Origin of the sequence: Rhodococcus sp. 14C212 (assembly GCF_011058195.1) — a bacterium.
GTDB lineage: Bacteria > Actinomycetota > Actinomycetes > Mycobacteriales > Mycobacteriaceae > Rhodococcus > Rhodococcus aetherivorans.
In genome coordinates this window covers 1-15,536 of record NZ_JAALEH010000114.1, presented here as the reverse complement: position 1 = coordinate 15,536, position 15,536 = coordinate 1, and the positions used below count along the sequence as shown (strand labels likewise).

The 15,536-nt window shown below is 72.3% G+C and carries 11 protein-coding genes; all 11 read right to left on the bottom strand.

What is annotated here, in order from left to right:
• Window positions 1-12 precede the first annotated feature (12 nt).
• Window positions 13-1,107, bottom strand: coding sequence for an amidohydrolase family protein (locus G6038_RS27530; protein WP_165041659.1), 1,095 nt, complete (start codon window positions 1,105-1,107; stop codon window positions 13-15).
• A gap of 6 nt (window positions 1,108-1,113) precedes the next feature.
• Window positions 1,114-2,694 (bottom strand): signal recognition particle protein, encoded by a 1,581-nt coding sequence (gene ffh, locus G6038_RS27525; protein WP_165041657.1) that lies wholly within the window; start codon window positions 2,692-2,694, stop codon window positions 1,114-1,116.
• Between the two features lie 102 nt (window positions 2,695-2,796).
• On the bottom strand, window positions 2,797-5,310 hold the full coding sequence (locus G6038_RS27520; protein ID WP_165041655.1) for a [protein-PII] uridylyltransferase: 2,514 nt from the start codon (window positions 5,308-5,310) through the stop codon (window positions 2,797-2,799).
• Complete coding sequence (locus G6038_RS27515; RefSeq protein ID WP_165041653.1) at window positions 5,300-5,638, bottom strand: P-II family nitrogen regulator; 339 nt, start codon at window positions 5,636-5,638, stop codon at window positions 5,300-5,302. Before G6038_RS27515 ends, G6038_RS27520 begins: the two co-directional genes overlap by 11 nt.
• 43 nt (window positions 5,639-5,681) lie before the next feature.
• The gene (locus G6038_RS27510; RefSeq protein ID WP_165041652.1) at window positions 5,682-6,989 is read right to left on the bottom strand and encodes an ammonium transporter; all 1,308 of its coding nucleotides are present in this window, start codon (window positions 6,987-6,989) and stop codon (window positions 5,682-5,684) included.
• A gap of 460 nt (window positions 6,990-7,449) precedes the next feature.
• On the bottom strand, window positions 7,450-9,057 hold the full coding sequence (ftsY, locus tag G6038_RS27505; protein ID WP_165041651.1) for a signal recognition particle-docking protein FtsY: 1,608 nt from the start codon (window positions 9,055-9,057) through the stop codon (window positions 7,450-7,452).
• A complete protein-coding gene (gene smc, locus G6038_RS27500) occupies window positions 9,054-12,689 on the bottom strand; it encodes a chromosome segregation protein SMC (RefSeq protein ID WP_165041649.1) in 3,636 nt (1,211 codons plus the stop codon). The genes ftsY and smc overlap by 4 nt, the downstream gene beginning before the upstream one ends.
• 25 nt (window positions 12,690-12,714) lie before the next feature.
• The gene (locus G6038_RS27495; protein WP_006933673.1) at window positions 12,715-13,005 is read right to left on the bottom strand and encodes an acylphosphatase; all 291 of its coding nucleotides are present in this window, start codon (window positions 13,003-13,005) and stop codon (window positions 12,715-12,717) included.
• Window positions 13,002-13,928 (bottom strand): SMP-30/gluconolactonase/LRE family protein, encoded by a 927-nt coding sequence (locus tag G6038_RS27490; protein ID WP_165041647.1) that lies wholly within the window; start codon window positions 13,926-13,928, stop codon window positions 13,002-13,004. The genes G6038_RS27495 and G6038_RS27490 overlap by 4 nt, the downstream gene beginning before the upstream one ends.
• 26 nt (window positions 13,929-13,954) lie before the next feature.
• Window positions 13,955-14,392: an OsmC family protein gene (locus G6038_RS27485; protein ID WP_165041645.1), complete on the bottom strand. Its 438-nt coding sequence runs from the start codon at window positions 14,390-14,392 to the stop codon at window positions 13,955-13,957.
• 19 nt (window positions 14,393-14,411) lie between these two features.
• Entirely contained in the window at window positions 14,412-15,359 is a 948-nt protein-coding gene (locus G6038_RS27480; RefSeq protein WP_165041643.1) for a LysR substrate-binding domain-containing protein, read from the bottom strand.
• Window positions 15,360-15,536: the final 177 nt, after the last annotated feature.

Sequence of the window (15,536 nt, the reverse complement as noted above, 5' to 3'; positions counted from 1 at the left end):
GCTCGGGGGCGGTCATGCGAAGGCGGCGCGGCGGGTGACGACGGCACCCCGGAGCATCACCAGACCCGGCCGGGCCAGCACGTCCGGCCCGGTCCGCGGATCCACCTCGTACACCGTCAGGTCGGCGGGGGCGCCCGGCTCGAGGCCCGGATGCCCCAGCCAGGTCCGGGCCGTCCAGCTGGCGGCGCCGAGCGCCTCGGTCGGGGTCAGCCCCACCTTGCCGAGGGCGGCGACCTCGTCGGCGATGCGCCCGTGCCGCACCGAGCCGCCGGCATCGGTGCCGGCGTAGATGGGGATCCCCGCGTCGTGCGCGGCGCCGACGGTGTCCGCGACACGGGCGTGCAGGTCCCGCATGTGCGCCGCATAGACCGGGAACCGCGTGGCCGAGTCGGCGATCTCGGGGAAGTTCTCGATGTTGACCAGGGTCGGCACGAGGACCGTGCCCTGCGCGGCCATGGTGGCGATGGTGTCGTCGGTCAGCCCGGTGCCGTGTTCGAGGCAGTCGATGCCGGCGGCGAGCAGGCCGGGCAGCGCGTCCTCCCCGAACACATGGGCGGTCACGCGCGCGCCCGCGCGGTGGGCCGCGGCAATCGCCTCGACGAGGATCCCGTCCGACCACAGCGGGGCGAGATCGCCGGTGCCGCGGTCGATCCAGTCGCCGATGAGTTTGACCCAGCCGTCGCCCGCGCGGGCCTGGCGAACCACCTCGTCCGGCAGTTGCGATTCGTCCTCGAGGTCGACGGGCAGCCCGCGGATGTAGCGCTTGGGGGCGGCGATGTGGCGTCCCGCGCGCACGATCCGCGGCAGGTCGGTCCGCTCGTCGAGGTGCCGGGTGTCGACCGGGGATCCCGCGTCGCGCAGCAGCAGCACCCCGGCATCGCGCTCGGTGACGGCCTGCGCGATCAGCCCGTCCGCGTCCTCCGCGCCGCCGCCGAAGCGGATCCCGACGTGGCAGTGGGCGTCGACGAGGCCGGGCAGGATCCAGCCGTCGGCGGTGAGCAGTTCGGCCCCGGGGATCGGCTCGGCGGCGAACGTGCCGTCGTCGCCGATCCACAGCTCGATCGGTTCGCCGCCCGGCAGGGACCGTCCGCGCAGGGTGAACGCCACGGCGGACTACTTCTTCGGCAACTTCAGCTGCGAGAGGTCGAAGTTCTCGAGACCGGGCGGCAGCTCGTCGAGGCCCTTCGGCATCTTCGACAGGTCCGGGAATCCGGCGGGCATCCCGCCCATGCCGGGCATGCCGGCGGGCATGCCGCCGGGGAATCCGCCCTTGATCTTCGGCGGGGTCGGTCCGCGGCCGCCCTTCTTGCCCTTCTTGCCCTTCTTCGCGCGCTGCGGCTTGCGGGACCCGGGCATGCCCATGCGCCCGGCCATCGCGGCCATCATCTTGCGGGCTTCGAAGAACCGGTCGACGAGCTGGTTGACGTCGGAGACCTTGACGCCGGAGCCGTTGGCGATGCGTAGCCGCCGGGAGGCGTTGATGATCTTCGGGTTGGCGCGTTCCGCCGGCGTCATGCCGCGGATGATCGCCTGGATCCGGTCGAGCTGCTTCTCGTCGACGTTCGCGAGGGCGTCCTTCATCTGTCCCGCACCCGGCAGCATGCCGAGCAGGTTCGCGATCGGGCCCATCTTCCGCACGGCCATCATCTGCTCGAGGAAGTCCTCGAGGGTGAGCTCACCGGAGCCGATCTTCGCGGCGGTGGCCTCGGCCTGCTCGGCGTCGAAGACCTGCTCGGCCTGCTCGATGAGGGTGAGCACGTCGCCCATGCCGAGGATGCGGCTGGCCATGCGCTCCGGGTGGAAGACGTCGAAGTCCTCGAGCTTCTCGCCGGTCGACGCGAACAGGATCGGCTGACCGGTCAGCTCGCGGACGCTGAGCGCGGCACCGCCGCGGGCGTCGCCGTCGAGCTTGGTGAGCACCACGCCGGTGAAGCCGACACCGGCGCGGAACGCCTCGGCGGTGCTCACGGCGTCCTGGCCGATCATCGCGTCGAGCACGAACAGCGTCTCGTCGGGCTGCACGGCGTCGCGGATGCCGACGGCCTGGGCCATCAGCTCCTCGTCGATGCCGAGGCGGCCGGCGGTGTCGACGATGACCACGTCGTAGTGCTTGGCGCGGGCCTCGGCAACGCCGTCGCGGGCGACGTTCACCGGGTCGGCGGCGGTGATGCCGAGCGGGTTCTCGCCGCCGCCGATCGAGGTGCCGGGGTGCGGGGCGAACACGGACGCACCGGCGCGTTCACCTACGATCTGCAGCTGGGTGACCGCGCCGGGCCGCTGCAGGTCACAGGCGACGAGCAGCGGGGTGTGCCCTTGGTCCTTGAGCCATTTGGCGAGCTTGCCGGCGAGGGTGGTCTTACCGGAACCCTGCAGACCAGCGAGCATGATCACGGTGGGCGGGGTCTTGGCGAACTGCAGCCGCCGGGTCTCGCCGCCGAGGATCCCGACGAGCTCCTCGTTGACGATCTTGACGACCTGCTGGGCGGGGTTCAGCGCGCCGTGTACCTCGGCGCCCTTGGCTCGTTCCTTGATCTTGGCGATGAACGAGCGCACCACGGGCAGGGCGACATCGGCCTCGAGCAGCGCCAGGCGGATCTCCCGGGCGGTCGCGTCGATGTCGGCGTCGGAGAGGCGCCCCTTGCCGCGCAGGTCCTTGAGGGCTCCGGTCAACCTGTCGGAAAGGGATTCGAACACCGAATGCGCTCCTGGGTCTGGCGAAGATGCGGACAGTTCTGCGCTCCAGGGTAGCCGCTCGCGGCACGAGTTCTCGCACGTGCACGGGCGGCCACCCCGCGCTCACCCGGTGTCCTCGGGTTTCTTCGGTTCCGGAGCGGGCACCACGGCGAGCACCGCCCGCTCGACCCGCTCCCGGTTCCCCCGGGTGTCGGAACCTCCCACATCGATGCAGAACGCGTCCACAACGGTGCGGCCGAGGGTGGAAACCCGGGCCCAGCGCACGTCGGTGCCGCACCGTTCGAACGCGTCCGCGAGCCGGCACAGCATGCCCAGCCGGTCCTCGGCGCGCAGCTCGAGGATCGCCTGCCCCGGCTCCGGGGCGTCGATCCAGATCAGGTGCGGCGGCGCCTGCGCGTAGGTGCCCGGCACGGCCCGCTCCGGGCGTTCGGGCAGCTGCGCCTCCCGCGCGGCCTGTTCCTTCGCGTCGAGCGTGGCGAGCAGGTCGAGGTCCCCGGCGCGAGCCCGGATGAGTTCCTGCCGCAGCAGACCCGCCGGCGGCGGGGCCCCGAACAGCGGCGCGACGGCGAAGCTGTTGACCGCACTACCGGCGTGGCTGCCCACCGAGGCGGACAGCACCCGCAGGCCGTGCAGGGCCAGTACCCCGGCGGCGTCGGACAGCAGGCCCGGCTCGTCGGGCGCGACCACCGTCACCGTGTAGGCGTGCGGGTTCTCGCCGGGTTGCAGCTCGACGTGGATGCCGCCCTGTTCCGCCTGTTCGGCGAGCTGAGGGTCGATCGGGTCGGGTCTCGGCAGCTCCTCCCCCGCCATCACCAGCCGGCAGCGCCGGACCAGCTCCCGGATGAGCGCCGCCTTCCAGTCACCCCACACCCCCGGGCCCGTCGCGAGCGAGTCCGCCTCGGCGAGGGCGTGCAGCAGCTCGAGCAGCACCGGGTCGCCGCCGATGGCCTCGACGACGGATTCCACCGTGGCGGGGTCGTCGAGATCACGGCGGGTCGCGGTGTGCGGAAGCAGCAGATGGTGGCGGACCAGCGCGGACAGCACGGCGACGTCGGACGGCCACAGGCCCATCCGGCGGCCGATCTGGGTGGCGAGTTCCGCGCCGACGACGCTGTGGTCGCCGCCGCGGCCCTTACCGATGTCGTGCAGCAACGCCCCGAGCACCAGCAGGTCGGGGCGCGCGACGCGGGTGGTCAGCCCGCCGGCGTACACCGCGGTCTCCACCAGGTGCCGGTCCACCGTCCAGGTGTGCACGGCATCGCGCGGGGGCAGATCCCGCACCGCCCCCCATTCGGGGAGCAGCCGGCCCCACAGTCCCGTCCGGTCGAGCGCCTCGATCGGGTCGATCGCGCGGGTGCCCGAGCCGAGCAGCACGAGTAGGTCGTTCAGCGCGGTGCGCGGCCACGGTTCCCGCAGTTCCGGGGCGCTGTCGGCCAGGCGGCCGAGAGTGGACGCGGAGATCGGCAGGTCGTGCTGCGCTGCGGCCGCGGCGACCCGCGTGATCAGGCCGGGGTCCTTGCGCGGGTGCGCGTCGCGGGCCAGCGTCACTTCGCCGCCGTGTTCCACGACACCCTCGTCGAGCGGGCGCCGGACGGGGACGCGACGCAGCCGGGACAGGCCCTTGCGGGGCAGCGAGTTTCCTGCCGTGCGTACCCCGACCTCCACCGAGTAGCTCACGGTCCGGGCCGCCTCGGTCAGCACGCGGGCCAGGTCGAATCGGTCCCCGATGCGCAGGGCGGCGCCTATCTCGTCGGCATCCTGGGCGCGCAGCTGGTCGCGGGCCCGGCCGGCGACGCGGTGCAGCTCGGTGCGCACGTCCAGCAGGCGGCGGTGCGCGGCCGCGAGCCCGCCGCCGGGAACGTCGGGCCCGAGCCCGGGCATGCCGTCGGTGAGCTGCGCGACGGACAGTGCGTTGAGCAGCTGCACGTCCCGCAGCCCGCCGCGGCCGCTCTTGAGGTCGGGTTCGGCCCGGTGTGCGATCTGTCCGCTGCGTTCCCACCGGGCCTCGGTCAGGGCGATGAGCTCGTCGAACCGGCTGCGGATGCCGGTGCGCCACTGTCGCCGCACGCCGCCGATCAGCAGGTTGCTCAGCTCGAGGTCGCCGGCGATGTGCCGGGCTTCGAGCATGCCGAGCGCGGCGGTCAGGTCGGACGCGGCGACCTGCAGGGCCTGCGGGACGGTCCGGACGCTGTGGTCGAGCTTGATGTGCGCGTCCCACAGCGGATACCAGAGCCGGTCGGCGACCCGGGACACGACAGCGGGGTCCATGTCGTCGTGGAGCAGGACCAGATCCAGGTCGGAGTAGGGAAGCATCTCCCGGCGGCCGAGGCCGCCGACGGCGACGATGGCGAAGCCGCAGTCGGGCTTGATACCGAGTTCGGTTCCCTTGGTGACGAGCCAGAACTCGTGGAGATCGACGAGGGCGTGGCGGAGGGCGGGGGCGTCGAGCCGGCGGTTGCGGGTGCCCCCGGCGAGCAGCTGGGTACGGGCCCGGGCGAGGTCGGTGGCGGCGGTGCCGGATCCGGCCGGCCCCGGAGACACCGGCGGCCCCGATCCCGCCGCGGAGGCAGCGGGACCAGGGCCGCGAGTTCCGGACCCCTTCGGGTCAGAGTGCATCGGCGCCTCGTTCACCGGTGCGCACTCGAACCACTGTTTCGACCGGGGTGACCCACACCTTGCCGTCGCCGATCTTGCCGGTGCGGGAGGCCTCGACGATGGTCTCGACGACCTTGTCGACGGCGGCGTCGTCGACGACGACCTCGACGCGGACCTTGGGAACGAAGTCGACGGAGTACTCGGCTCCGCGGTAGACCTCGGTGTGGCCCTTCTGGCGACCGTATCCCTGCACCTCGCTGACGGTCATGCCAAGCACACCCGCCTGCTCGAGGCCTCCCTTGACGTCCTCGAGGGTGAACGGCTTGACAATTGCCGTGATCAGCTTCATATCCTCATCCCTTCCCAGTCTCCAGTGCCCTGATGTCTTCTTATCACTTGAGGGCGGCGGCGAAGTCGTATGCGGACTCCGCATGCTCGGCCTCGTCGATGCCGCGTGCCTCTTCCTCCTCCGACACCCGCCAGCCGAGCGGCTTGAGCGCGAAGGCGACGATCGCGGTGATGATGCCGGTGTAGACCAGGGCGAAGACTGCGATGACGATCTGGATCACGAGCTGCTTGTAGTCGCCGCCGTAGAACAGACCCGTCTCGGTGCCGAGGAACCCGATCGCGATGGTGCCCCACAGGCCCGCGACGAGGTGCACGCCGACGACGTCGAGCGAGTCGTCGTAGCCGAACTTGTATTTCAGGCCGACTGCCAGGGCGGACAGGACGCCGGCGGTCGCGCCGAGCACGATCGAACCGACCGGGCTGAGCGCACCGGCGGCCGGGGTGATGGCGACGAGGCCGGCGACGGCACCTGAAGCGGCACCGAGGCTGGTGCCCTTGCCGTCGCGGATGCGCTCGGTGAGGAGCCAGCCGAGGATCGCCGCGGCCGCGGCGGTGGTGGTGTTGACCCAGGCCAGGCCGGCCACACCGTCGGCGGCGAACGCGGAACCGGCGTTGAAGCCGAACCAGCCGAACCACAGCAGGGCGGCACCGAGCATGACGAACGGGAGGTTGTGCGGACGGAAGGCGGTGCGGCCGAAGCCCGCGCGCTTGCCGATGATCAGCGCCAGGACGAGCGCGGCGATGCCGGCGTTGATGTGCACGACGGTGCCACCGGCGAAGTCGATGGGCGCGACGGTCGCGACGAGCCCGCCTTCTCCGTCGTCGGAGGTGCCGAAGATCGTGGCGGCGAGGCCGTCCTCGGAGCCGGAGAGCAGGCCCCCGCCCCACACCATGTGAGCGAGGGGGAAGTACGCGAGGGTGACCCAGATGCCGGAGAAGGCCAGCCAGGTGCCGAACTTCACCCGTTCGGAGAGGGCACCGCTGATGAGAGCAGTGGTGATGACCGCGAACGTCACCTGGAAGCCGATGTCGATGATCTGCGGGTAGTCGCCGAGGCCGGGCAGGAACTCACCGGTGTCGTCGTAGATGGCACCCTGTAGACCGAACATCTCGAACGGGTTCGCGAAGATGCCCCCGATGTCCTCGGTGCCGTAGGACATCGACCAGCCCCACAGCACGTAGATCACCGCGATGACCGCCATTGCCCCGAAGGACATCATCATCATGTTCAGGACGGCCTTGGTGCGCGACATGCCGCCGTAGAAGAACGCCAGACCGGGCGTCATCAACAGCACCAGGGACGCCGATATCAGCATCCATGCCGCGTCGCCGGTGTTCACCACTTCCTCCACTTGCAACCTCCCTGTTGGCCGCGCCGGTCAGCGCGTCGTCGAGAGAAGAATGCTGTGGTGATGTTTCGGCGGGAGCGCCGCGCTGTTTCAGCGGAGTGAACGCAAATCGGACATGTGTTTCGTTCCTGTTTCGCGGCGCATCCACCGACGCCGGCCGCCGAACCGGGTCGGTCGCACGACGTTTCGCGGGGAGCCGGAAGGGGGCGGATCACGACCCGAGCCGGGACGGACCCGGCGGGGCCGGGTGGCCAGCGCGGCGAGCTCCTGCAGGAGCCTCTCGTCGCTGCTTCCCCGTCGCCACCCGCCCCGCGGGATCCGTCCGGCACCTGTTTCTACCGAACCGGAGTGGCAGATGGGAACCGAGTGACGATTTGTGATATTTCCGTGACCTGAACCGGCCACCCGGTTGAAGCCGGGTGGCCGGTGGCGGTGGTGTGGTGGCCGGTACTGCGGTGGCGGGTCAGCCCAGCAGGGCGTCGACGAATGCGCCCGGCTCGAACGGCGCGAGGTCGTCCGCGCCCTCACCGAGACCGACGAGCTTCACGGGGACCCCGAGCTCGTGCTGGACCTGGAAGACGATCCCGCCCTTGGCCGTGCCGTCGAGCTTGGTCAAGACCACGCCGGTGATGTCCACGACCTCGGCGAACACGCGCGCCTGCATCAGGCCGTTCTGCCCGATCGTCGCGTCGAGCACGAGCAGCACCTCGTCGACCGCGGCCTTCTTCTCCACGACCCGCTTGACCTTGCCGAGCTCGTCCATCAGACCGGTCTTGGTGTGCAGCCGGCCGGCGGTGTCGATGAGCACGGCATCCACACCCTGATCGGTGCCCCTGGCGACGGCGTCGAAGGCGATCGCGGCCGGATCGCCGCCCTCCCTGCCGCGCACGACCTCGGCGCCGACCCGCTCGGCCCACGTCTGCAACTGGTCGGCAGCGGCCGCACGGAAGGTATCGGCGGCGCCCAGCAGAACGCGGCGGCCGTCGGCGACGAGAACCCGGGCGAGCTTGCCGGTGGTGGTGGTCTTACCGGTGCCGTTGACCCCGACGACGAGCAGCACCGCCGGGTGATCCTGGTGCGGCAGCGCCCTGATCGACCGGTCCAGCTCCGGGTGCAGCGCCTCGACCAGCACGTCCCGCAGGACGGCCCTGGCCTCGGCCTCGGTGCGCACACTGCGGGCGGCCATCTGCACCCGCAGCCGCTCGACGATCTGTGTGGTGGTGGCGGCACCGAGGTCGGCGATCAGCAGGGTGTCCTCGATCTCCTCCCACGAGTCCTCGTCGAGGTCGCCGCCGCCGAGCAGACCGAGCAGGCTCTTGCCCACCGCCGACTGCGACCTGGCGAGACGGCCACGCAAACGGTCCAGCCGGCCCTCGGTCGGGGCGATCTCCTCGATCGGGGGAACGAGCGGGACAGCCGCCACCTCGGGTTCGACGGCGGGTGCCGGCGCAGCTTCCTCGACCGGCGCAACCTCCTCGACCGGCGTGGTTTCCTCGACCGGCGTGGTTTCCTCGACCGGCGGGACGACCTCGGAGGGCGCCGGCGCGGTCTCCGGCTCGACGCCCGGGACGGGCTCGACCCTGGGGGCCGGTTCCACGGTGGGCGCGGCGCCGGCCTCCGGTGCCCGCTCGGGCTCCACCCGGGGCTCGACCGTCGGCGCCGGAGCCTCCGATACCTCCTTGGGCAGTGGCACAACCTTCGGTTCCGGCACGACCTTCGGTTCCGGCACGACCTTCGGTGCCGGCGCCACCGTCGGTTCCGGCACCACCGTCGATTCCGGAGAGACGGGCGGCTTGGGGGACGCCGGCGGCTCCGGGACCACCGGCGGTCTCGGGGCCGGCCGCTCGACCGGCTGGGGCGGTGCCGTCGCGGTCGCCCCCTGGGTGAAGCTGAATCCGCCCGCGGCCTTGTAACCGCCGGAACGGTCCTTCTGCTCGGTGGTGCCGAGCTGCGGCGTCTGCTCGGCCGTCAGCGACACCTGCCGTCTCCGGTACAGGGTCAGGCCGACGACGAGCGCGACGAGGAGGACGGCAAGTGCCGCCGCGATGGCTATCCAGGCTCCGGTACTCACGCCCCCATACTGTCAGGCGCAACGGCCGCGCTCAGCTCTGGGCGAGAAAGATCCTGACCGCGCATCCGCTGCGAGATGACGCGGGTGATGCCGTCGCCGCGCATGCTGACCCCGTACAGGGCGTCGGCGATCTCCATCGTCGGCTTCTGGTGGGTGATGACGATGAGCTGGGACTTCTCCCGAAGCTGCTCGAACAGACCGATGAGCCGGCGCAGGTTGGTGTCGTCGAGAGCGGCCTCCACCTCGTCCATGACGTAGAACGGGGACGGCCGGGCCCGGAAGATCGCAACGAGCATGGCCACCGCCGTCAGCGACTTCTCGCCGCCGGAGAGCAGCGACAGCCGCTTGACCTTCTTGCCCGGCGGCCGGGCCTCGACCTCGATGCCGGTGGTGAGCATGTCCGACGGATCGGTCAGCACGAGGCGGCCTTCGCCGCCGGGGAAGAGCTTGGCGAACACCTGCTCGAACTCGCGCTCGACGTCCGCGTACGCCTCGGTGAACACCTGCAGGATGCGAGCGTCGACGTCGGCGACCACGCCGAGCAGGTCCTTGCGGGCGTTCTTGACGTCCTCGAGTTGCGTGGCGAGGAAGTTGTACCGCTCCTCGAGCGCGGCGAACTCCTCGAGCGCCAGCGGGTTGACCTTGCCGAGGGTGGTCAGGTCCTTCTCCGCGCGCTTGGCGCGCCGCTCCTGGGTGGCGCGGTCGTAGGGCTGCGGCTGCGGGGCGACGACCTGTTCGCCGCGTTCCCGCGCCTGTTCGAACTCGGCAATCTCCAGTTCGGACGGCGGCAGCGGCACGTCGGGGCCGTACTCGGCGACCAGATCGTCGGGGGCGATCGCGTACTGCTCGACGACGGCCTGCTCGAGCTGCTCGATCCGCAGCGCCGCCTGCGCGCGGGCGACCTCGTCCCGGTGCACCGCGTCGGTGAGCTGGGCCCGCTGCGCGGTGAGGTCGCGCACCCGCTCCTTGACCTTGTCGAGCTGTTCGGCGCGCTCGGCGCGCTGACGGGTCAGCTCGTCGCGGTGGGCGGAGGCCGCGGCGACCACCTCGTCCAGATGGGACGCCACCCGGGCGCCGGACTCGGCAACAGCCGCGGCGACCGCCGCCGCCTCCTTGCGGGCGCGCTGCGCCCGTTCGGCCCGGGCCCGCGCCTCGCGCTCGGCCTGGGCTGCGCGGCGCAGCGAGTCCGCTTTGCCGCGCAGCGCCTGGGCGCGCTCCTCCGCGGTGCGGGCCGCGAGCCTCGCCTCCATCTCGACGGCCCGGACCTCGGCGAGGGCTGCGGCGGCGACCTCCCGGTCGACCGCCGTCGAGTCCGTGCCGGGATCGTCGCCCGCGTCGCTCTGCTCCAATTCGGCCAGCCGCAGCCGCTCCTCGAGTTCGACGACCTCGCGGCGGGCCGTGTCACGCTCCGTCTCGGCGTTGGTGCGCTGCGCCGCGAGCCGCTCGGACTCGGCGTGGGCGGCGCGCGCGGCCTGCCCGAGCCGGCCGAGCTGCTCGTACACCGCGGACATCGCGGCGTCGGATTCGTTGAGGGCCGCGAGGGTCTGTTCGGCCACCTCGGCGCGGGCCGCCTGTTCGGCCTGGGCGCCGGCGAGGGCCGCCGAGAGTTCCTCGGAGCGCCGCACGGCGCGGTCGAGGTCGGCACGGGACGCGTCGATCGCGGCCTGCACCTCGAGGGTGCTCGGCGCGCGCCCGGATCCGCCGACGACCCAGCCCGAGCCGGCGAGATCACCGCTGCGGGTCACGGCCCGCAGCTCGGGGCGCACGTGGCACAGTTCGATCGCGGAGGGCAGGTCGTCCACGACGACGGTGCGCGCCAGCAGCGCGTCGAGTCCGCCGCGCAGTTCCGCCGGGCAGTCGATCACGTCCCGCACCCAGCGCGTCCCGTCGGGCAGCCTCGCCGGCTCGGCCGGCGCGGTGGTGCCCCCGGCGACGAACGCGACCCGGCCCTGGTCGGCGTCCACCAGGGCGGCGACGGCGGCGGCGGCCGCCGGGACCGAATCCGCGGCCAGCGCGTCCGCGGCCGGGCCCATCGCCGCTGCGACGGCGACCTCGTAGCCGGCCTCGACCCGGACGCGTTCCGCGAGGGGACCCGGCAGTCCCAGGTCGGGGCGGTGCTCGAGGAGCCAGGCGGCGCCGTCCTTGCGTTCGAGGCCCATCGACAGCGCCTCGATGCGCGCCCCGAGGGAGGCGACCTCCTTGCCGGCCGCGCGCTCGGCGTCCTCCAGTTCCTTCAGGCGGGCGTCGGCGAGCCGCAGCGCCTCGAGGGCGCGTTCGTGCTGGGCGTCGGCGTCGATCTCGCCGGCGTCGAGGTCGTCGATGCGGGCCTGGGCGGTCTCGAACTCGGCCTGGGCGGCGACACCGCGCAGCCGGGCCTCTTCGATGGCGACGGTCAGCCGGGCCACCTCCGCGTCGATGGACTCGGCGCGGGTGCGCACGGTGTCGACCTGTCCGGCCAGGCGCGCGAGTCCCTCCCGCCGGTCGGCGACGGCCCGCACGGCGGCCAGGTGCGCCCGCTCGGCGGCCGCGGCGGCCTCTTCCTGGACGGCGAGCTGTTCCTTCGCCGCCTCGAGGGTCCCGTGGGCGACCTCGACGGCCTCGACGAGTTCGGCCTCCTCTTCGGCGATGCGGTCGGCGCGGGCCTCCATCTCGTCCGGGTCCTGGCCGTCGCGGGCCGCCGGGGCGGTGTCGAGGTGGCGGGCACGTTCCTGGGCGATGCGCACGGTGGCGCCGAGGCGTTCGGCGAGCGCGGAGAGCCGGAACCAGGTCTGCGACGCGGCCTCGGCGCCGGGGGTGAGCCGCGCGACCGCCTCCTCGTGGCGTGCGAGTTCGGCGTCGGCGTCGGCGAGCTCGGCGGAGACGTGGTCGAGTCGCTCGCGCAGGACGCGTTCCTGCTCGTCCTGGTCGGCGAACTCGGAGCGCCGGGCAACGAGGTCGTCGGCGGCGAGCCGCAGCCGGGCGTCGCGCAGGTCGGCCTGGACGGTCTGGGCACGGCGCGCCACCTCGGCCTGGCGGCCGAGCGGCTTGAGCTGCCGGCGCAGCTCGGCGGTGAGGTCGGTCAGGCGCGCGAGGTTGGCCTGCATCGCGTCGAGCTTGCGGACCGCCTTCTCCTTGCGCTTGCGATGCTTGAGGACGCCGGCGGCCTCCTCGATGAACGCGCGGCGGTCCTCCGGCCGGGACTCGAGGATGGCGGAGAGGCGGCCCTGACCGACGATGACGTGCATCTCGCGGCCGATGCCGGAGTCGGACAGCAGTTCCTGCACGTCCATCAGCCGGCACGAGTTCCCGTTGATCTCGTATTCGCCGGCGCCGTCGCGGAACATCCGCCGGGTGATGGACACCTCGGAGTATTCGATGGGCAGCGCGCCGTCCGAGTTGTCGATGGTGAGGGTGACCTCGGCACGACCGAGGGGTTGCCGGCCGGCGGTGCCGGCGAAGATGACGTCCTGCATCTTGCCGCCGCGCAGCGCCTTGGCGCCCTGCTCCCCCATCACCCAGGTGAGGGCGTCGACGACGTTGGACTTGCCGGAACCGTTCGGCCCCACGACACACGTGATGCCCGGTTCGAACCGCAGAGTCGTCGCGGACGCGAAAGACTTGAAGCCCTTGAGCGTCAGACCCTTCAAATACATGTGCGAAAACCTTACCGGCGGGCCGTCACCGCTCGACGAAGCCGGTCAGGTCACCGCGCGTCGGCTCCCAGCTCTCCACCACGAGCCGCACCTCTCCCGGGGTCTCGCCCGAGCGCAGCGCGGCGAGGAGTCGTTCGAGGGCGTCGCGGGGGCCCTCGGCGATGACGAGCACGCGCCCGTCGGGATGGTTGGTGGCGTGACCGGCGAGGCCGAGCTCGAGGGCTCTCGACCGCGTCCACCAGCGGAACCCCACACCCTGCACGCGCCCGTGCACCCAGGCGGTGAGCCGGACGGCGTCCGGCGGCGACTGCGTCACGACCGCTCCCCCGTACTGCGGACCGGACGGACGGCGTGGACGGCGCCGTCGAAGCCGGTGGTGTAGAGGACGTCCGGGTCCCAGCCGGCGCCCTCGCCGAACGCGACCGCGGAGACGAAGGGCACCCCCGTGGCGACCGTGCAGCCGGCGCCGGTGACCGGGTCGACCCGCAGGATCTTCCCGGCGACGTTGAGCGGGACGTACAACGCCCCGTCGGGTCCGACGTCGAGATCGTCGGCAGTCTCGAGGGGCCCGGGCCCGGACGGGTCCAGGGTCCGGACCGGACCGGCGAGGTCGCCGGCGTTCAACGCGTGAATCCGGGTGGTGGGATCGAAAGTCGTAGCCGCATAAACGGTTTCGTCGTCGACCGCGAGGCCGTTGACGGAGCCGAGGTCGGTGCGGATCGTTTCCGGGGCCCCACCCTCGACCGGGACGCGCGTCAGGCCCGGGGGGCTGCCCAGGTTCCGGCTGACGAGGAAGTCCCCGTCGGGCAGGCGGACGAGACCGTTGGGCATGGTCAGGCCCGACGCGACGGTGCGCCGCGTCCCGGTGTCGAGGTCGACCGCCTCCAGGGTGCCGTCGGTGCGGCCGAGCAGCCCGGAGACGGTGCCGTTGCCGGTCGTGAAGTACGCCGTGCCGTCGTCGACGACGATGCCGCCGGGCGCCGGAACCTCGGCCACCACGGCGTCGGCGCGCCCCTCGGGCGTGAGGGCCAGCAACGACCCGCCGCCGGCCGGGGTGGACGCCGAGGCCAGCAGCCGGCCGCGACCGTCGAACGCGAGATTCTCGAGCACCCCGAGCCCGGACGCGACGACGTCCACCCGCCACGGCGCGCAGTCCGCCGGGGCGGGCGCGGCCGTCGCCGGCGCCCCACCCGCCAGGAGCCCGACGGCGAGCGCGAGTCCGGCCGCTGTACGACTCATCCGCCCTCCCTGCCGACGTCCGCCGCTCACGCGTCCGGAACGATCTTCAGCGTCACCTCGGTACCGGCCTCGAGCGTACGGCCGACGGTGCACACCTTGTCGACGGATCGCTCGACGAGCGCGACGAGGCGCCCCTGCGCCTCCTCGTCGAGCTCGCTCAGGTCCAGCGCCATCTCCTCGACGAGGTGGGGGTACACCTCGTTCTCCCGGTCCGCGGCGCCGGAGACACGGATCGTGACGTCGTAGGTGTCGCCGAGCCGGCGCGACAGCGGGAAGTCCGAGCTCATCCCCGAACAGGCCGCCAGCGCGATCTTCAGCAGCTCGCCGGGGGTGAAGACACCCTCGACGGTCTCCGACCCGATCAGGACCTCGGCACCTCGGGAGCTGCGGCCCGTGTAGCGGCGGGTTCCGGTGCGCTCGACCCACAGTTCGGTCGTCGGGGTGTCGGAAGTCTGTTCAGCCATGCGGGAGATCCTGCCATGATCACCCGACAGCCATCTCGCGCAGGATCCCGATGAGCTCGTCGGCGACGACGGGGGTGTCCGCGCTGCTGCGGCGCAGCAATCCTACGGGTTCGGCGGTGCCCGGGGTCGGTACCGGCAGCCGCACGAGCGTGCCGTCGTCGAGGTCGTCCTGGGGCACCCGCTCGGGTGTCAGCCACACCGCGTCACCGGCGCGCACCAGCCCGCGCGCGACAGAGACGTCGAGGGTCTCGACGCTGCCGGACGGCAGCCGCAGCCCGTGCCGGGCGAGGAAGCCCTCGGTGTGGTGCCGCGGCACCGTACCGGCGGTGGCGACGACGAGGGGATGGTTCAGCACCGCCGGCACCGACACCGGTCCCCCGGCCAGCGGATGCCCCGGGCGCACGATCAGGGCCAGCGACTCGGCGTACAGAAGTTCGAACGAGAGCCCTTGCATGGTCTCCGGGTCGGCCATCCGGCCGAGGACGAAGTCGAGTTCGCCGGCGCGCACCGCGCCCAGGAGGGCGGTGTTCGGAGCCGTGCGGATCTGCACACCGACGTGCGGACGCCGGCCCCGCAGCCGGGTGACCGCACCGGGCAGCAGGGTGCTCGCGACGGTGGGCAGGGCGCCGACCCGTACGGGGGCGACGGCCGGCTGCCCGGTCCCGGAGAGGGCACGGGCGGCGGACCCCAGCGCGTCGGTGACCTCGACGGCGTGGCTCAGGAACTCCTCGCCGGCGGGGGTGAGCCGGGCGCCGTGCCGCCCGCGGTCCACCAGGCGCAGGCCGGCGAGGGATTCGAGTTCGTTGAGGGTCTTGGTGACCGCCGGCTGGCTCAGGTGCAGCCGGACGGCGGCCCGGCCGAGGTTGCCCTCCTGCGCGACGGCGACGAAGCACGTCAGGTGGCGCAACCGGATGCGATCCAGGAGTCGTGACGCCCGGTCGACGGGGGGCACGAAAGGGCGTTCCATCACCACAAGTTATGCAATTTCGCCGAAAGCGTCAATTTACATCACCCCTGTTCACCCATAGCGTGGATCACATCCAGTCCGTCGCAGTGCGACAGTCCCCAGGAGTACCGCCTCATGAACCTCGCCGCCCCCGGCGCCGCGTCCGGCGAATTCGTCGAACGCGACCACACCCAGCAC